General features: G+C 73.0%; 18 protein-coding genes. 15 read left to right on the top strand and 3 right to left on the bottom strand.

What is annotated here, in order from left to right; genetic code table 11:
- Nucleotides 1–201 precede the first annotated feature (201 nt).
- Together ACFV0G_RS05270 and ACFV0G_RS05265 are read left to right on the top strand one after the other, a co-directional pair.
- Complete coding sequence (locus ACFV0G_RS05270) at nt 202–696, top strand: NUDIX domain-containing protein (RefSeq protein ID WP_380541903.1); 495 nt, start codon at nt 202–204, stop codon at nt 694–696.
- A gap of 182 nt (nt 697–878) precedes the next feature.
- Nucleotides 879–1,184, top strand: a complete 306-nt coding sequence (locus ACFV0G_RS05265; protein WP_380541900.1) for a cupin domain-containing protein — start codon at nt 879–881, stop codon at nt 1,182–1,184.
- Between the two features lie 148 nt (nt 1,185–1,332).
- Here ACFV0G_RS05265 and ACFV0G_RS05260 read toward each other — a convergent pair whose 3' ends face one another.
- A complete protein-coding gene (locus tag ACFV0G_RS05260; RefSeq protein WP_380541897.1) occupies nt 1,333–1,821 on the bottom strand; it encodes a hypothetical protein in 489 nt (162 codons plus the stop codon).
- A gap of 228 nt (nt 1,822–2,049) precedes the next feature.
- Here ACFV0G_RS05260 and ACFV0G_RS05255 point away from each other — a divergent pair, with 228 nt between their 5' ends.
- From ACFV0G_RS05255 to ACFV0G_RS05245, 3 genes are all read left to right on the top strand, one after another.
- Complete coding sequence (locus ACFV0G_RS05255; RefSeq protein WP_380541894.1) at nt 2,050–2,820, top strand: hypothetical protein; 771 nt, start codon at nt 2,050–2,052, stop codon at nt 2,818–2,820.
- 77 nt (nt 2,821–2,897) lie between these two features.
- Nucleotides 2,898–3,575 carry a TMEM175 family protein gene (locus ACFV0G_RS05250; RefSeq protein ID WP_380541891.1) on the top strand — a complete coding sequence of 226 codons (678 nt, stop codon included), beginning with the start codon at nt 2,898–2,900 and terminating at the stop codon, nt 3,573–3,575.
- 275 nt (nt 3,576–3,850) lie between these two features.
- Complete coding sequence (locus ACFV0G_RS05245; protein ID WP_380541887.1) at nt 3,851–4,963, top strand: polysaccharide deacetylase family protein; 1,113 nt, start codon at nt 3,851–3,853, stop codon at nt 4,961–4,963.
- Between the two features lie 71 nt (nt 4,964–5,034).
- Here ACFV0G_RS05245 and ACFV0G_RS05240 read toward each other — a convergent pair whose 3' ends face one another.
- On the bottom strand, nt 5,035–5,499 hold the full coding sequence (locus ACFV0G_RS05240) for an Lrp/AsnC family transcriptional regulator (protein ID WP_380541884.1): 465 nt from the start codon (nt 5,497–5,499) through the stop codon (nt 5,035–5,037).
- Between the two features lie 92 nt (nt 5,500–5,591).
- Between ACFV0G_RS05240 and ACFV0G_RS05235 the strand changes: the two genes are divergently transcribed.
- The 7 genes from ACFV0G_RS05235 (at nt 5,592) to ACFV0G_RS05205 (ending at nt 11,180) form a co-directional block, all read left to right on the top strand.
- A complete protein-coding gene (locus tag ACFV0G_RS05235; RefSeq protein WP_380541881.1) occupies nt 5,592–6,410 on the top strand; it encodes an LLM class flavin-dependent oxidoreductase in 819 nt (272 codons plus the stop codon).
- Nucleotides 6,407–6,841 (top strand): nucleoside deaminase, encoded by a 435-nt coding sequence (locus tag ACFV0G_RS05230; RefSeq protein ID WP_380541878.1) that lies wholly within the window; start codon nt 6,407–6,409, stop codon nt 6,839–6,841. The genes ACFV0G_RS05235 and ACFV0G_RS05230 overlap by 4 nt, the downstream gene beginning before the upstream one ends.
- 406 nt (nt 6,842–7,247) lie before the next feature.
- On the top strand, nt 7,248–7,892 hold the full coding sequence (locus ACFV0G_RS05225) for a DUF4232 domain-containing protein (protein ID WP_380541875.1): 645 nt from the start codon (nt 7,248–7,250) through the stop codon (nt 7,890–7,892).
- 264 nt (nt 7,893–8,156) lie between these two features.
- Nucleotides 8,157–8,780, top strand: a complete 624-nt coding sequence (locus tag ACFV0G_RS05220; RefSeq protein WP_380541872.1) for an ATP-binding protein — start codon at nt 8,157–8,159, stop codon at nt 8,778–8,780.
- Between the two features lie 220 nt (nt 8,781–9,000).
- Complete coding sequence (locus ACFV0G_RS05215; RefSeq protein WP_380541869.1) at nt 9,001–9,324, top strand: hypothetical protein; 324 nt, start codon at nt 9,001–9,003, stop codon at nt 9,322–9,324.
- Nucleotides 9,325–9,370: 46 nt separating this feature from the next.
- On the top strand, nt 9,371–10,033 hold the full coding sequence (locus ACFV0G_RS05210; RefSeq protein WP_380541866.1) for a hypothetical protein: 663 nt from the start codon (nt 9,371–9,373) through the stop codon (nt 10,031–10,033).
- A 448-nt stretch (nt 10,034–10,481) separates the two neighbouring features.
- Nucleotides 10,482–11,180: an SDR family oxidoreductase gene (locus ACFV0G_RS05205; RefSeq protein ID WP_380541863.1), complete on the top strand. Its 699-nt coding sequence runs from the start codon at nt 10,482–10,484 to the stop codon at nt 11,178–11,180.
- Between the two features lie 167 nt (nt 11,181–11,347).
- Here ACFV0G_RS05205 and ACFV0G_RS05200 read toward each other — a convergent pair whose 3' ends face one another.
- The gene (locus tag ACFV0G_RS05200; RefSeq protein ID WP_380541860.1) at nt 11,348–12,502 is read right to left on the bottom strand and encodes a cytochrome P450; all 1,155 of its coding nucleotides are present in this window, start codon (nt 12,500–12,502) and stop codon (nt 11,348–11,350) included.
- Between the two features lie 264 nt (nt 12,503–12,766).
- On the opposite strand from ACFV0G_RS05200, the gene ACFV0G_RS05195 reads away from it, so the two are divergent.
- The 3 genes from ACFV0G_RS05195 to ACFV0G_RS05185 all read left to right on the top strand — a co-directional run bounded on the left by ACFV0G_RS05195 (nt 12,767) and on the right by ACFV0G_RS05185 (nt 16,631).
- Entirely contained in the window at nt 12,767–13,966 is a 1,200-nt protein-coding gene (locus tag ACFV0G_RS05195; RefSeq protein ID WP_380541857.1) for a serine hydrolase domain-containing protein, read from the top strand.
- A 244-nt stretch (nt 13,967–14,210) separates the two neighbouring features.
- Nucleotides 14,211–15,245 (top strand): LacI family DNA-binding transcriptional regulator, encoded by a 1,035-nt coding sequence (locus tag ACFV0G_RS05190; protein ID WP_380541854.1) that lies wholly within the window; start codon nt 14,211–14,213, stop codon nt 15,243–15,245.
- 180 nt (nt 15,246–15,425) lie between these two features.
- Nucleotides 15,426–16,631 carry an extracellular solute-binding protein gene (locus tag ACFV0G_RS05185; RefSeq protein ID WP_380541851.1) on the top strand — a complete coding sequence of 402 codons (1,206 nt, stop codon included), beginning with the start codon at nt 15,426–15,428 and terminating at the stop codon, nt 16,629–16,631.
- The last annotated feature ends 294 nt before the right edge of the window (nt 16,632–16,925 follow it).

Raw genomic sequence — 16,925 nt, 5'->3', positions numbered from 1 at the left:
CGACCCCCCGTGTGCGCTGCATGGTTTGGAGACCCCCCCCCATCGGTGGGCGCCCCGCGCGCGGGGGGGCCCCCACCGGCCTGCGCAGAAGCCGGTTGCCACCGGCGGCGGCCTGCGATGGAATCACCTCGGCTCACGAGTGACCGCCACCGGGCCGCAACCGTCCGCCGCTCGGCGGCGCACCGCACACAGGAGACTGCCTTGGCCGACAGCAGCCACGGATTCGTCCGGGACCGGCGCGGATGCCTCCACTGGGGCCCGCACGGCGCCGCGGGACTCCTGCTGCGCCACGGAGGCCGGTACCTGCTCCAGCGCCGCTCCTGGCGGGTCCACCACGGCCGCACCTGGAGCATTCCCGGCGGCGCGCTGCGCGCCGGCGAGAGCCCGTGGGACGGGGCCCGCCGGGAGTTCGCCGAGGAGACCGGCACCCTTCCGGCCCTCCGTCACCTCGCCACCTTCGTCGACGACCACGGCGGCTGGGCCTACCACACCGTCATCGCCGAGATCGCCGAGCCGCTCCACCTGAGCCGCGGCGACGGCGAGGGCGCCGCCTACCGGTGGTGCACCCCCGCCGAGATCGGCACGCTGCGCCTCCACCCCGGCTTCGCCGCGACCTGGCCGCAGTTGGCCGCGTTGGCCGCGTCGGCCGCCGAAGCGGACGACCCCGGGCGAGCGGCTCCGGGTCACCCGGGGTAGCGGGGCCTGCGGAGCACCGACGCGAACCGGCGGGCACCCGACGCGAGGCGTGCTGCCGTGCACGCGAGGCTTTGCCAAACGGTCGACCACTTCGTCCTCCCGGCCGCGTAGCGTTTCGCCGTACCCGCTTCCGCGGGTCGGGGCGGGGGCCGGGACGTCCGGCCCCGGGGGAGGGGTGTGCGGTGAGTGCGGTTGATCTGGTGGGGACCGCGGCCGGTCTGACGCAGGCGTGGAACTCACGCAGGCTGGGCCGGGTGGCGGCGGCCGACGTGAAGGTGCTGCGGATGGACGGGCTCCCGCTCGCGGCGGAGAGCCACCGGGAGGACGAGGCGCTGCTGGTGGTGGACGGCCGGCTGGAGCTGGAGGTGGACGGTCGTCAGGTGACGGTACGGGCCGGCGAACTGTACCTGGTGCCGGCGGGTGCCCTGCACGCCGTGCGCCCCGGCAGCCACGGCACCCTGGTCATCGTGGAGCCCGCCGCCACCTGACCGGGCCGGCTACCGGGCCGAGAAGGGGCCACGTTCAGGCGGGTCCGGGCGGGGCTCCTGGCCGGCGTGGACCTGGTCGAACCAGACGTCGCCGGTGAACGGTTCGGCCGGTCCCTTGCCGGTGGGCCGCCGGCAGGGGCGGACGGGCTCAGCCTCGGTCCTTGAAGTCGACCGGGCTGCGGCTCGTCCGCAGCGGCAGCCAGTCGGGCCACCAGGGCGGGCGTCCGTCCGGGCAGAGCGCATGGACGTACCTGCCGCCCTCCGGGCCGACGTTCATCACCAGGTCGGCACCGAACGCGCCCCCGAGGACGAGCAGCCCCGCCGCGACGGCGGCCGCCACCCTGATCCGGAGCGCGTGAGTGCCGAAGTACCGCCAGGCGATGTGGAAGCCGACGGGGAAGCCGGCCACCTCGGCTGCGAGATAGAGGGGTGCGGTGCCGATGAGGGCGGTCCGTGCGGAATCGGCGGCCTGCACGGCCTCGCCCGAGGACATGCCCGTGCAGTACGCCCAGGAGTCGGTGATGATCGCACCGGCCGCGGTCGTGGCCGCGACGCCCAGCACCACCCCGGCGGCGATCGGCAGGCAGCCGATCAGAACGCTGTGGTCCCGTTCCCGGGGGAGTGGTGGGGTCGGCACGGACGTTCTCTGCACGGGAACCTTCCGGTCGCTCGGCTTCTCGGTACTGCGGACGTGCGCGGGACGCGGGCCGGTTCCCGGTCCTGGCGCCCGCTCGGCCGGCCGCCGCACCAATCTGCCTCGCCACCTGTCGGAGGCCGGGTGCACCATGGGCGTGACGGACGGGGGCCGGAGGACGGGGGAAGAACGGTGGGTGACGGGGGATCACGGGGACGGCGGCACGCGCGGGTGGCGGCCTGGACGGTCATGGCGCTGCTCGCACCGGGGGCGGCAGCGCTCCTCGGCCGGCAGCTCTGGCCCTGGGGCGGGACGGGGATGACGACGGGCCGATGGGCGGCCGACCTGGGGCTGGCGGCCCTCGCGGTCGGGCTGGCCGCGGCCCTGGACCTGGGGCCCTTCCGGGGCAGGGACGGCCACGAGGCCCGCATGTACGTCGGGTTCGCGGCGTCCACGGTGCTCGGTCTGGCCCTCACCCTGTGGCCGGCCCACAGCGCCGTCCTGGTCTGGGAGTCGCTGCACACACCGACGGTCCCGGTCACCGCCGAGGTGACCGGGTGCTCCACCTACTACTACGGGGACGAGGGCAACACCAAGGGCTACCGCTGCACCTACCACTGGGAGTTCCGGGGACAGCCCCGCGAGCAGGTGCGCAACGCCGCGGCGCTGTACCCGGACGGCCGGCACCTGCAGCTCCGGATGGGACCCAACACCGGAGTCCTCATCGACGACAACGACTGGCCGTTCCTCGTCCGGCTGGTGGTCGCCTGCGGATTCCTGTGCCTGTTCCTCACCCAGCTGGTGCTCGGGGTGACCGGGCTGCCGCAGTGGCTGCGCCAGGTCCGTTCCGGGCCGCCGGTCCCGGCACCCCCGGCGGACGATGCCGCACCCCCGGCGGACGACACGAGTCCGCGCGAGGAACACCCGGCGGCCGATGTGTCCGCCGTCCGCGATATCAACGACATCGGCACCCCGCAGGACCGCGTCGGACCCGGCGCCTGACAGGGTGACACCGGCCCACCCGCGGCGGCCGTCCGCTGACCGCAGACCTCTGTCCGACCCCCTGGGAGTACGCACTCGTGACCGCCGAACCGGACCCCTCGCCCAGCCCGGCCCCCGCGCCGCCCCCGCGCGCCACCGACTTCAGCACGGCACGGCTGGAGGCCTTCAGCGACGGCGTGTTCGCCATCGCCATCACCCTCCTCGTGCTGGACCTGAACGTCCCGGAGCCCGACGCCCTGGACGGCCAGTCCCTGCGGCACGCCCTCGCGCACCAGTGGCCCGCCTACTTCGCCTACCTCGTCAGCTTCCTCGTCATCGGCATCATCTGGATCAACCACCACGCCATGTGCGCGCTCGCCCGCAGGGTCGACCGCCGCACCCTGTTCGCCAATCTCTTCCTGCTGCTGACCGTGTCCGTCATCCCGTTCCCCACCCGCCTGCTCGCCACCTACCTCACCGCCGGCCACGGCGACTCCCACACGGCGGCCGCGATCTACGCCGCCACCATGGTCGCCATGGGGCTGGCCTTCTCGCTGCTCTTCCTCGCCTTCACCCGCGACGCCCGCAACCTGCACGCCCCGATCCCGCCGGAGGCGCTGCGCTCCGCGATGCGCCGCTTCGGCATCGGCGGCCTCTGCTACACCGCGACGATCGCCCTCGCCTACATCAGCCCGGTCGCGATGCTCGCGACCCATGCCCTGCTCGCCGTCTACTACTGCTTCGACCAGCTGGCCCCGGCCCGCGCCCGCGCCTGATCGCCGGAGGCAGCCCGGGCACGCACGGGTCGGCCGGCTGCCGGTCGGCTGCCGGTCGGCCAGGAGGAGGCCGGCCGGCCTGCGTGACATGTTCCAGCGCCAAGGGGCCGCCCGGCATCCCCGTTCCGGGTTGCGCTGCTGATGGGCCGTCACCTCTTGACGGGCGGGCCCGTCCGGGACAGGGGATGCCGGTCCGGGTGCGGTCGGGCGGCGCGACCTCCCCTCCCTCGGGGAGTCTCCTCCACTCGTCACCGACTCCCCCGGAGCGATCTTCCGTGTCCAGACTTCTGCACCGCCTCGCCGCCTGCGCGACAGGCGCGGCCCTGGCCCTCGCAGGCCCGTTCGCCTCCGGCGCGCACGCCGACGCCCAGGCCGCCGCGAACCTCGCGACCAACCCGGGCTTCGAGATCCCCGCGCTGCCCCTGGACGACTGGGGTGCCATCCCCGGCTGGCAGTGCACGGCGGGCGAGGCCGCCCTCGGCAGCGCCGCCCGCAGCGGCGGCTCGGCCCTCGCCGTCACCCCGTCCGGCCCCGACTCCACCGGGCGCTGCGAGCAGGTCCTCGGCGTGCGGCCCGGCACCACCTACACCGTCTCCGCCTGGGTGCGCGGCGCCTACGTCTTCCTCGGCGCCGAGGGCACCGGACACGACGTCGCGCCCGCCTGGACCCCGGACACCCGTGGCGAATGGCGACAGCTCACCACCTCCTTCACCACCGGCACGGCCACCACCTCCGTCCGCCTCTACCTCCACGGCTGGTACGGCCAGGGCGCGTACGCCGCCGACGACGTCCGGGTGGACGGCCCCGCACCGGCCCCGGCCCGCGCCCTGTGGAACGTCCCCACCACCGACCCGGTCGTCTTCATCACCACGGACGACGGCTGGCAGCGCACACCCGAGGCGGCCGCCCTCATCGCCGACCGGAAAGTGCCCGTCACCGCCTTCCCGCTGCCGATGCCGCTCGGCTTCGACCCCGACTGGTTCCGCAGCGTGACCGCCGTCCCCGGCTCCTCCGTCCAGGACCACAGCGTCTCGCACCGGGACCTCACCACCCTGAGCGCCGAGGAGCAGCAGGCGGAGATCTGCGGCGGCCGCGACGCCGTGCTGCGCCGCACCGGCACCGCACCGAAGGTGTTCCGGCCGCCGTACCTCGCCTGGAACGCCGACACCCTGCAGGCGGCCGCCAACTGCGGCATCGGCACCGTCATGACCGCCACCGCCGACTTCAGCCGGGGTGCGTCCACCGTGTACCACGGCGGGCCGCTGCGCCCCGGCGACGTGGTGCTGCTGCACTTCACCGACACCCTCGCCGACGACCTGGCGCGGGCCCTGGCCGCCGCGGACGCGGCCGGTCTGCGGCCCGCCGGACTCGCCGACTACCTCTCCTGAGCCGTCCATTTCTCCTGACCCGTCGGCGGACAGGGCTCAGCGGTGTGGCCTCAGCGGTGTTGCTGCGGCGGTCAGGCCTCAGCCGTCGGTCGTGGCCGGTCGGGGCCGCGGTAGGGCAGGGTCTGGCTGTAGACGACGCTGGTGGTGGTGCTGCCGAAGCCGGCCAGTTCGTCCATGAGGATCTCCAGGTGCCCCATCGAGGTCGCGGCCACCTTCAGCGTGTAGCAGTCGTCGCCGGTGGTGCGCAGGCACTCCAGGATCTCCCGCCGCTCGGCGAGCAGCCGGCGCAGCGGCTGGTGGTGGTTGCCCGGGTATTTCAGCCGGACGACGGCGAGCACGGGGTAGCCGACCTTCGCCAGGTCGACCACGGCGCGGTACCCGGAGATGACGCCGAGCGTCTCCAGCTGCCGCACCCGCTCCGTGGTGGCCGACGGGCTGAGGTTGACGCGCCGCCCCAGCTCGCTGAGCGAGATCCGGGCCTCCTGCTGCAACTGGCCGATGATCGCCCAGTCGACGTCGTCGAGATTCACGGTCATGGTGCGAATCTACCGGGAAAGTCGCGGGAGAAGGCTCTGCCCGCCGGGAGAAGTCCGTTCAGAATCCACGATCGCCGAGATAGCCTCGGATCATGCAACTTGGCGTCAACGTCCCGAACTTCGGCCCCGGCACCGATCCCGGCGTGCTCCGCGAGTGGGCGCGGACGGTGGAGGGTCTCGGCTTCGACCTCCTCATGGTGTCGGACCACGTGGCCGTCACCCCGGACGTGGCCGAGCGGTACCCGGAGCCGTTCTACGAGCCGTTCACCACGCTGTCCTGGCTGGCCGGCCTGACCACCAGGGTGCGGCTGGGCACGACCGTCCTCGTGCTGCCGTACCGCCATCCGCTGCTCGTGGCCCGGATGGCCGCCGATCTCCAACTGCTCAGCGGCGGCCGACTGGTGCTCGGAGTGGGTGTCGGCTGGGCACGGCAGGAGTTCGAGGCCCTCGGCGTGCCGTTCACCGCGCGAGGCAGGCTCACCGACGAGTGCCTGGCCGTCCTCCGCGAGGCCCGGGGGACGGGGGCCGCGGGCGGGTCCGCCCCGGTACCGATCTGGGTGGGCGGCAACAGTGATGCGGCGATCCGACGCACCGTCAGGTTCGGCGATGCCTGGCACCCGCTGCGGGTGACCGTACCCTGGCTCCGGTCGGCCCTCGCGGAGCACGCGCTGCCGGCGCTCGCGCCCCGCATCGCCCTGCGGGTGACCGCCGGGCCGGTCGACGGCCCCGAGCGGCTCGCCGGCGTGGGCAGCATCGAACAGATCGTCGACGACCTCGACCAGCTCCGCCGGCTCGGTGCCGACACTGTCGTGCTCGACCCCTACCACGGGGACCCGGAGGAGACCCGCCGGTCCCGTACGGCCTGGCAGGCCCTCACCGATGTTGCCGCACACTGGAGGAAAGCACCGTGATCACCCCCGCCGACGAGGCCCTGCTGCGGCGCGCGATCGCCATCGCGGCCCACGCCGTCACCCTGGGCGACGCGCCGTACGGCTCCCTGCTGGCCGGTCCGGACGGCGAGATCCTGGTCGAGGCCCACAACACGGTGCGGCGCGACAACGACATCACCGCCCACCCGGAACTGAAGCTCGCCCGCTGGGCGGCCCGCGAACTCGACGGGCCCACGGCGGCCCGGACCACCATGTACACCAGCTGCCAGCCGTGCGGCATGTGCGCCGGCGGCATCGTCCGCTCCGGTCTCGGCCGCGTCGTCCACGCCCTCTCCACCGAGCAACTCGTCGAACTCAACCCGCAGTCGGGCGCCTGGCCGACCGTGCCCCAGGACGGCCCGGCCCTGTTCGACGAGGCACGCGCGCCGATCGAGGCCTACTACCGGCCCTGACCGGCGATCGGCCGCGGCGTCGGGTCCCCGCCGGCGCGCCTGGAGCGCGACGCCGCCGGGCAGCAGCCCGTGCTCATCGCGGTAGGCGGCGTGCACTGGAACTAGGACCGAGCCTGCCGTGCTGCCATGGTCACGTACGGCGGTCAAGCCGGTCCGGGTCACGGGTCTGTCCCGCCGGTCGGCGTCGGGTTCCTGTGATGTGGGTTGCGGTGTGATCCGGCGTCAGGGCAGGTCGGGGGCGGGGTGCGGCACGGCACGGCGGGCCCGGCTCGGGTTGCTTGCGGCCGTTCATGTCACAGCCGTGTCCTGGGGGCGGGCCGAGCGGAACGGCTCGGCCGGGCCGGCGGTCCTGGACTTCGGAAACCCGCTCGCACCGAGCACCGCCGCCCCGCCCGGAGGAATCACCATGCGCGTCCGCAAGCTCGCCTTTGCCGCCCTGGCCGTCACCGCCGCCCTCTCGCTCACCGCCTGCCAGGACGACGGGACGAGCACCGCCGCGGGTGCCCCGACCGCGCCCACCGGCGCCTCCCCCAGCGGGGGCCCGACCTCCGGCGGTCCTGCGTCGGGCGGTTCGGCGAAGGCCGGCACGCCGACCACCGCCGCGCCGGCCGGTTCCACCGGGTCCGGGAAGCCCGCCAAGTGCCGGACCGCGGACCTCGCCATCACCGCCGCCGACCGCACCATCAGCGGCGACGCCGACAACACCGTCGTGGTCGAGCTGAAGAACCACAGCGGCAAGGACTGCACGCTCGCCGGGTACGCGGGCGTCGACCTGAAGACCTCCGCGGGTACGCTGTCCGCGAAGCGCTCCGGTGAGCCGGTCATCGCGGGCGTCGTGAAGAACGGCAAGTCGACGTACTTCGGTATCAGTTACCCGGCGAACACCTCGGGCGGCTCCGGCGTCCGGATCACCGGCCTGGTGGTGACCCCGCCGGACGAGACCCACTCGGTCACCCTGCCCTGGCCGGGCGCCGGCTCGCTGCCCGTCACGGACGGCAGCGGATCCCCGGTGAGGATCGGCCCGATGGGCAGCGCCGGCCAGGGCGAGTGATCGCGGGCACCCCGGCGGTGCCAGGCCTTCGGGGGCGGCCCTCCGCCGGCAGCCGGTCGGCGCCAGGCCGGCACCAGCAGACTCGGTCGGGTGCAGCCGGGGGTGCGGCGCTGCTGGGCCGCCCTCGGCCTCCAGAGCGCCGCCGGCCACGTCGCGGTGCTCGACGACGTCGTACGGGACTACCAGGCGTGTCTCAAAGGCCGTCAGGGTCCGACTTCGGGGAACGGGCTACGGTCCTCCAGCTCCAGTTGAAAGACTGTTCGGATGGACAATCCAACGAATCTGCGGCACGAGACGACGCATGATTGGGCGATCGCCGTGGACGGCGACCATCTCGCACGCATTCGCCGCGAGCCGGCCACGTTCACCCCCGGCGGCTTGCAACACCTGGTTCTTGAGGTCATCGCCTATGCGGCTGACGAAGCGGAGGCCAACAACGGCGGGCGGTGCGTTGTCACCTTCCACCGCGATGGCTCGGTGTCTGTGTGCGACGACGGTCGCGGTACCGCCACTCGTGTCGACGACCGTGGCCGCGTGGTGAAGAAGCCGGTCATGTCGACGAAGGACCTGCGGTTCTTCGACTCTCCCGACGCGCAGCTACTTCCCGACGGGTATCCACGCCGTGGTATCTCCGTCGTCGCAGCACTGAGCGAGTGGCTCGTCCATACCAACCGCCGCCGCAACGGCGCCTGGACGCAGCGATACGAACACGGCGTGCCGGTCACCGACCTGGTACCCATCCCCGGCAGCGAAGAGACCGGGACGACGGTCCACTTCCGTCCGGACGGCAATGCAGGGGCCGACGGTGCACCCGTGGTCATCGATCCGGTGCACCTGGCTGCGGCGTGGGGAGCGCTTTCGGTCGAGGTCCGTTACGAGGCCGACTGAGCAGCGCGCCTGATCGGGCCAGGACGTGACCGCCGCCGGCTCCTTCGCTTCCCGGCCGACAGGGGCCTACCTGCGCCGACGGTGCGTTCCGCGGCCAGAGGGCGCATACCGGCCCCACCCCCACTGAGTGGAGCGAGTTCGAGGAGCACTTCGACACACGCAAGGCCGAGCTCGGCACCTGCGGCCGCCCGTACGCGAGCAGTTGCCAGGATCGTCTCCCGTGGGCCTGCAATCCTCGATGAGCTGCCAGAAGGCGTCCTCGTTGACCGTGCCGAGCATGGCGTGGGGCTGGGGCTCTGACAGAACTGCACCAGCCTCAGCTCTTGATCGCAGGGCGTTGGTGCAGCGAAGTATCAACGTCCGCCACGCGGAAGCCTTCGACATGCTCCTGGCGGGCATCACCGGCTCGCCCGCCAGGCCGCAGGCCGTCCTCGTGCAAAATCAGGACGGACGGCAGGAGATCTCCCCACCCCGTCTCACCGCGGTGCAGGCGCAGCAGGTGCCTGCGGCGGCGGCCGGCACCGCGGGATCGGCGTGTCGGTGACGCGGTCTACGCTCTCCGGTACCGACGACTTCCGGGAAGTGATCGAATGTCCTACGACGATGATGACGACGAGTACGAGTACATGCCCGCGGTGAGCACGGCCCTGGCCGATCCGTCGGAGGGCACGCGGACCCTCGACGGCTGGCGGATCGAGCGGCTCGGCCTCGTCCAGGGGGCCGCGGGGGACGGCACGATCTACGATCCGCTGGGGCCGGAGGGCGGGGGCTTTCCGATGCGGTCCGGCGGGACGCCCGTCTACCTGATCTCCCGTGAGACCGCACCCGGAGTTCCGGTGGCAGTACTGGTGCACCCCGGTGAGACCGTCCCGGTCCGGACGCAGGAGTGGGGCGACCGCGTCGCCACCCCGTCCGGCCTGGCCGTGGTGCACGCGAACCCGAGCAGTAGCTGGATCGAGCCGGGCACCGAGATGCTCAAGCGTGCCTGGGCCACCCTGCACGCACGTGCCGCCGAGGGCGACAGCTGGAGGCTGGAGAACCTCCGCGAGATGCTCCAGCGCGCCTCGGTGGACCCGGCCGACTGGCCGGTGGAGCCGGTCGAGGGCGACTTCGCGAACGACTGGCTGATGATCCCCGACGAGGACGGCACCGGCACGGTCCTGGGCGTCCTGGCCGACCCGGACGGCTCCAACACGACCGAGTGCCTGGACGCCGAGGGCAACACGGTGGCGATCCTGCTGACCTTCGACTAGACGGTGTCCTGGCGATCACGAGCGGGGCCGGATCATGAGGGCCGCGGGCAGTGACGCTCCCGAGGTGGGACATAGGCGCGTCTGTCGTACCTGGCGGCCACCGCGCGGACGTCCTTCAGCCGGTTGATCGCCCACTCGACGGTATCGCGCGCTTTTTGTACCGCTCCTTGTCGATACCGGGCGGCCGGCCACCGGTGCCGCCGCACCTCCGGCGACCGGCCGCCTCGTCGACCCTCTCCGGGACGGCATGCCGAATGCCTCGTTCCCGCAGGCAGGCACGGCTACGGCGATGGCCGGAGCCCCTTCAACTGATCGGCGGGGCAGTGTCCGGCTCCTGACCTGCAGTCAGGATCGTAGCTGCCGGAGAAGGCGGGAGCGAGCGTCGAAGATCGCTGGGTATAGTGCAGGCGCTCTGCCCCGATGACCCCGTCGCCGAGGAGGCCGCCCCATGGAACCCGTCACGCTGATCACCGGTGGCTCGACCGGAATCGGCGCCGCCACCGCCCGTGCCCTGCTCAAGCAGGGCCACCGCGTGGCCGTCACCGGACGCGACGCGGGCAAGCTGGCCGCCTTCGCCGCCACCGCGGGGGCGGGAGAGCGGCTGCTGACGATCACCGGCGACGCCGGCGAGGCGGATGACGTCGCCGCCGCCGTCCGCCACGTGCTGGACACCTGGGGCCGGCTGGACAACGTCATTGCCAACGCAGGATTCTCCCTGCCCGGCAACCTGGAGACCCACACCCCTGACGACATGCGCGCCATGATCCTCACCAACGTCCTGGGCCCCGCCCTGCTGATCCAGGAGACCCTGCCCCACCTGAGGACCTCCAAGGGCCGCATCGTGATCATCGGCTCGGTGGCCGGCGTCCGCCACACCCCCGGCAACCTCTACTCCGTCACCAAGTGGGCCGCCCACGCCCTCGCCGAGAACACCCGCCTCCTGGTCGGCCAGGACGGAGTCGGCGTCACCGTCGTCGCCCCCGGCATCGTGGACACCCCCTTCTGGCACGGCCGCGGCGGCACCCCCGAGGCAGCCGCCACGATGACCGCCGAGCAGATCGCGGACACCATCGTGTTCGCCATCAACCAGCCCGCGGGCGTGGACATCAACCACATCACGGTGCGGCCGACGGGGCAGGTTGGCTGAGGTGGACCTCCCAAAGGTCGTACGGGGAGGAGCCTTTGGCTCCGGCAGGCACTCTGGTCGGAGGTGACCTCCCCGTCCTCGTTCACCAGTCCCGGCCGGCGGTCAGCTCCTCCGCATCCGCGTCCGTGAACCCGTAGGCCGACGCGACCAAACCTCGAAGGGCCCGCTCAGAGCGTGACGGGGAGCGCGGTCAGGCTGCGGCTGCGCAGGGAGCGCAGTCGGGGCAGCGTTTCGGGCGGGGCGGCGAGGGCGAGGCGGGGGAAGCGGCGCAGGAGGGTGCCGACGGCGATCTCGTTCTCGGTGCGGGCGAGGGCGGCGCCGGGGCAGAAGTGCGGGCCGCGGCCGAAGGCGAGGTGGGGTGGGCCCTGGCGCCGGGGGTCGAAGGTGTCGGGGGCGGGGAAGGCCGCGGGGTCGCGGTTGGCTGCGGCCCAGGAGAGCCATACCCGGTCGCCGGTGGCGATCCGGCTGCCGGCGATGTCCAGGTCCTCGGTGGGGAAGCGGCGGACGGCCAGCAGGGCGGGCGGGTCCCGGCGCAGGACTTCCTCGGTGACCGCGCCGAGGGTGAGGTCCCCGGTGCGGACGGCCGCGAGGTGGTGGGGGTGGGTCAGCAGGGTCAGCACGGTCTCCGCGATGAGGCCCACCGTGTTGTGGTAGCCGGCGAAGAGCAACAGGAAGGCCGCGGCGAGGAGTTCGTGTTCGGCCAGTTGTCCGCTCGGCACGGCGGCGATGAGTTCGGAGAGCAGGTCGTCCGCGGGGGCCGCGCGCTTGTCCGCGATGAGGTCGGTCAGGAAGCCGTGCATGGCGCCCATGGCCTCGCGCGAGCGGGCGGGGGCCCCGGGGTCCGGCGAGAGCAGGGTGTCGGTCCAGGCCCGGAAGTCCACTCGGTGGGCGGCGGGGACGCCGAGGAGGTCGCAGATCACCGCCATCGACAGCGGGACTGCCAACTCGGCGACCAGGTCCGCCCGGCCGCGCTCCGCCAGCGGATCGAGGAGTGCGTCCACGCTCCGCTGGATCCCGCCCCGCAGCCCCGCGACCCGCCGCGGCCCGAGGGCTGCCGCCGCCTGCCGGCGCAGCCGGGCGTGGTCGGCGCCGTCGCTGTTGAGCAGATGTGCGTCGAGCTCCGGCGGCAGGGAGTCGCCGGCTGCGCCCCGGCTGCGGGCGTGGCGCTTGTCCAGGGCGAGGCGGGGGTCGGCCGCGGCGGCGCGGACCTGCTCGTAGCCGGTGACCAGCCAGAGCGGCTCGGCGTCGGGGGCCACGGCCCGGTGGACGGCGCCCTTGGCCCGCAGCGCGGCGCAGGCGCCGTACGGGTCGGCAGCGAACACTCCGTCAAGGTGTGTCGTCCGGAGCTCGGATGGCCGCACGGCCGGGGCCTCGCCTTCTGATGGATGGATCCCGGATCACCCTAATGGCGCGGCTGACGTGCCCCAACCGATGGCCCGGCCGATGGCCCGGGCCGACGGGCCGGGCCCTCGGCGGAGAGCCGAACGGGTGGACTCGCCGGAGTGCGCAGCGGACGGGGACCTCCGCCCGGAGGCCGGATGGTGACGTGGCCGTCTGAGTCCCCGCCCCAGAGGAGCGCCCCCCGCATGAGACCCTCCCCGTCCCGCCGCGCGTTCGCCAAAGCCCTGCTCGCGGCCTCCGCGCTGGCCCCGCTGACGGCGACCCACGCCGCGGCGGCGTACGCCACCCCGTCGGACCGGCACGGGGACGGCGGCCACCCGTCGGGCGGTCTCGACCCGGAGCTGGCCGCCCGGCTGGACGCGGCCGTTGCGGACGTCCGGCAGCAGGCGGGCATCCCGGGTGCCGTCGTCGGGCTGTGGATGCCGGGCCGGGGGAGCTACGTCCGTGCGACCGGGGTCGCCGACACCACCACCGGCCGGCCGATGAGCACCGATGTCTTCGTGCGGATCGGCAGCGAGACCAAGACCTTCACGGTCACGGCGCTGCTCGAACTCGTCGACGACCGTCGGATCCGGCTGGACGACCCGATCTCCGCCTATGTCCACGGCGTGCCCGACGGACGCCACATCACGCTGCGTCAGCTCGCCGGGATGCGCAGCGGCCTGTTCCCGTACACCGCAGACCCGGACTTCGCGAAGGCGCTGGAGAGCGATCCCAGCCGCTCGTTCACTCCGCGGGAGGTGCTCGCCTACGGCTTCAAGAACGAGAACACCTTCGCGCCGGGCGCGCAGTTCCAGTACTCCAACACCAATCTCGTGCTGCTCGGCCTGGTGATCGAGCGGGTCAGCGGCCGCGGCCTCGCCGACTTCATCCGGCAGCGGGTGCTGCGGCCGGCCCGTCTGCGGCACACGCTGTTCCCGGCCGGGGCGGAGTTCCCCGAGCCGCACCCGCGCGGCTACACCAACCAGACGCTGAGCGGCCAGGTCCAGGATGCCACGGACTGGAACCCGAGTTGGGCCTGGGCGGCCGGGGCGATGATCTCGGACCTGCACGACCTGCGCCACTGGGCCGAGGTCGTCGCCACCGGCGCGCTGCTCCGCCCGGAGACCCAGCGGGAGCGGCTCACGACACTGCCGACCGGCTTCCCCGGCACGAGCTACGGCCTGGGCATCTTCGAGACCGGCGGGTGGATCGGGCACAACGGCTCCATCCCGGGCTACGAGACGGTGACGGTCTACCTGCCCTCGCAGCGCGCCACCCTGGTGATCATGATCAACACGGACATCTCCGTTCAGGGCCAGGAGCCGTCCACGCTCCTCGCCCGGGCGATCACCGAGATCGCGACGCCCGACAACGTCTACGACGGCGCCGTCCCGCCGCGCTAGAACCACCGGCCACGGGCGGCCAGGAGGTCCCGCTGTGCCGGGGCCCCCGCCGCCCGTGGTGCCGAGTCCGGTCCGGGAGCCGGGGTCGGGTCGAGGGCGCGGGCGAGAGCGGGGGTTGCGCGGGCCGAGGTTGCGTTGCGGTCACGCACCGGCCGGTAGCCCTTGACCGTGTAACGGGGGGAATGCATACTCACTTCGCGTCGGTTAATCGATTAAACCGAGATGAAGCGGGGTGGAGGTCGCGATGGCCAGGGTGCGGATGTCCGATGTCGCGGCCGCTGCCGGTGTCTCGACCGCGACCGTGTCGATGGTGCTGAGCGGCGCGGGCACCGACCGGATCTCGCCGCAGACGCAGGCCCGGGTCCGTGCGGCCGCCGAGGCGATCGGGTACGCCCCCAACTCGGTTGCGCGCAGCCTGCGCACCCAGCGGACACGGATGATCGGACTGATCTCCGACACCATCGCCACCACCCCGTTCGCCGGCCGGATGCTGGCCGGCGCCAACGACGCCGCACGGGAGCACGGCTACCTCGTCGTCCTGGTCAACACCGACGACGACGAGGCGCAGGAGCAGCAGGCGATCCGGGCGCTGACCGGACAGCGGGTCGACGCGATGGTCTACGCCCGGATGTGGCACCGGGTGGTGAAGGTGCCGGCGGGCCTGCCGGCCGACACCGTGTTCCTCGACTGCCGTCCGGCGCAGGGTGGTTGGCCCGCCGTGGTGCCGGACGACCGGCAGGGCGGGGTGGCGGCGACGCGGGAGCTGGTGGCCGCCGGCCACCGGCGGATCGCCTACGTCGACGCGCCCGAGCAGGACGACGTGGTCGCCTCCCGGCTGCGCCACCAGGGCTACCTCCAGGTGCTCGCCGAGGCGGGGATCGCGCCCGATCCCGCGCTGCACGTGCGGGGCAGGACCGACGCCTGGGGCGGGCGGGCGGCCACCGCGGAACTGCTGGACCTGCCCGCGGAGCGCCGTCCGACCGCGGTCTTCTGCTTCAACGACCGGATGGCGATGGGTGCCTACACCGCGGCCCATCATCGTGGTCTGAGCATCCCGGGGGACCTGTCGATCGTCGGCTACGACGACCAGCAGCTGATCGCCGCGGAGCTGGACCCGCCGCTCACCACGGTCGCGCTGCCCCACTACGAGATGGGCCGCTGGGCGATGGAGGTCGCTCTCGGTCTGCGGGAATCCGACCGGGATTCCCCGCTCCTCATGGACTGCCCGATGATCCGTCGGGACTCCGTGGGCCCACCGCCGATCCCGGCCGGAAACTGAGAAACGGCGGCGGACCCACGGCAATCAATGGCAGTTGCAGCTGCCATCACATCGGAGCCGACCTGGAAGTCGGCTCCGCGAAAGGGACCACCTGTGCGCAATCCCCTCGCAATCGTAGCAGCGGCGGGCCTCCTCGGAACGGTCACGCTGACCGGCTGTGCCAAGGCGAGCCACGACGGCGTGTCGTCCGGAAACGGCCCGACGCAGATCACCATGTGGACGCACTCCGCGGGCAACCCCGGAGAGCTCGCCGTCTACAAGAAGATCATCGGCGATTTCAACGCCTCGCAGACGAAGTACCGGGTCGTCGAGCAGAGCTTCCCGCAGGGCTCGTACAACGACGCGATCACCGCCGCGGCGGCCGCCCGGAACCTGCCCTGCCTGCTGGACATGGACGGCCCGATCACGCCGAACTGGGCCTGGGCCGGGTACCTGCAGCCGCTCGGACTGCCGGCCGGGCTGACCGACACGCTGCTGCCCACCGCGGTCGGCCGGTACAAGGGCACGGTCTACTCCGCCGGCTACTGGGACGCCGCCCTGTCGATCTTCGCCCGCAAGTCCGTGCTGGAGAAGAACGCCATCCGCATCCCGACCGTCGACAGGCCCTGGACCCTGGACGAGTTCGATGCCGCCGCCGCGAAGCTGAAGGCCTCCGGCTACGCGACCCCGCTCGACCTCGGCGCGGCCGACAAGGGCGAGTGGTGGCCCTACGCGTACTCGCCGATGCTGCAGAGTTCGGGCGGCGACCTGATCGACCGCAGCAGCATGAAGTCCGCCGACGGCGTCCTCAACGGGCCGGACTCGGTGCGGTTCTTCACCTGGTTCCAGAAGGTGTTCAAGAACGGCTGGGCGAACAGCAACGGCCCGGTGGGCAACCAGAACTTCATCGACGACAAGGTGGCGCTGAGCTACACCGGCGTCTGGAACGCCCAGGACGCGCTGAAGAAGGTCGGCTCGGACCTGCTGATCCTGCCGCCCGTCGACTTCGGCAAGGGGCCCAGGATCGGCGGCGGTTCCTGGCAGTGGGGCATCTCCACCTCCTGCGGCGCCGCACAGTCGGCGGGCGCCCGGGCATACCTGGAGTTCAGCTTCCAGGACAAGTACCTCACCGACTTCGCCGACAGCCAGGTCGTCATCCCGGCGACCGCGAGCGCCGGCGCCGCCTCGAAGTACTTCGGCGGGAACGGTGCGCTGCACCAGTTCGCCGTCCTGTCGCAGAAGTTCGCGCTGGCCCGGCCGGCCACCCCGGGGTACCCGGTGATCTCGACCAGCTTCGAGAAGGCCGCCAAGGACATCATGAACGGCGCCGACGTCAGGTCGACCCTCGACACCGCCGTGAAGGCGATCGACAGCGACATCACGTCGAACAACCACTACGGCAACTGACGAGGCGGCAGACGGGGGCGCGGGCGGCGACCAGACCGCCCCGCCTCCGGAAAGGCGTGACACCATGACGGCGACCTTCCGCCTCGACCCCCCGGCCGGCCCCGACCCGGCCGGCCCCGACCCGGACGAACCAGGCCGCGCGGCCGACCTGTGCGGCATACCCCCGACCGAGCCCGGGGCAGCCGCGGCCGCCGGCCCCGCGCGCCGGCGCGGCCGGGGGCGGGGCGCCCGCCGCCCGGGGGGGCGGGGCGGCCGCCCCACCCCCCGGGCGCCCCCGCGGGGGGGGGGGGGGGG

The sequence above is a fragment of the Kitasatospora sp. NPDC059571 genome (assembly GCF_042735675.1).
GTDB lineage: Bacteria > Actinomycetota > Actinomycetes > Streptomycetales > Streptomycetaceae > Kitasatospora.
Note: the sequence above shows the minus strand (reverse complement) of the source record. Positions and strands in the feature narration are given on the sequence as shown.

Excerpts from the sequence above, each read along its gene's own strand:
- ACFV0G_RS05210 (WP_380541866.1), top strand. The coding sequence starts at position 9,371 with ATGTCCTACGACGATGATGACGACGAGTACGAGTACATGCCCGCGGTG.
- ACFV0G_RS05190 (WP_380541854.1), top strand. The coding sequence starts at position 14,211 with ATGGCCAGGGTGCGGATGTCCGATGTCGCGGCCGCTGCCGGTGTCTCG.
- ACFV0G_RS05225 (WP_380541875.1), top strand. The coding sequence starts at position 7,248 with ATGCGCGTCCGCAAGCTCGCCTTTGCCGCCCTGGCCGTCACCGCCGCC.
- ACFV0G_RS05240 (WP_380541884.1), bottom strand. The coding sequence starts at position 5,499 with ATGACCGTGAATCTCGACGACGTCGACTGGGCGATCATCGGCCAGTTG.
- ACFV0G_RS05220 (WP_380541872.1), top strand. The coding sequence starts at position 8,157 with ATGGACAATCCAACGAATCTGCGGCACGAGACGACGCATGATTGGGCG.
- ACFV0G_RS05195 (WP_380541857.1), top strand. The coding sequence starts at position 12,767 with ATGAGACCCTCCCCGTCCCGCCGCGCGTTCGCCAAAGCCCTGCTCGCG.
- ACFV0G_RS05205 (WP_380541863.1), top strand. The coding sequence starts at position 10,482 with ATGGAACCCGTCACGCTGATCACCGGTGGCTCGACCGGAATCGGCGCC.
- ACFV0G_RS05235 (WP_380541881.1), top strand. The coding sequence starts at position 5,592 with ATGCAACTTGGCGTCAACGTCCCGAACTTCGGCCCCGGCACCGATCCC.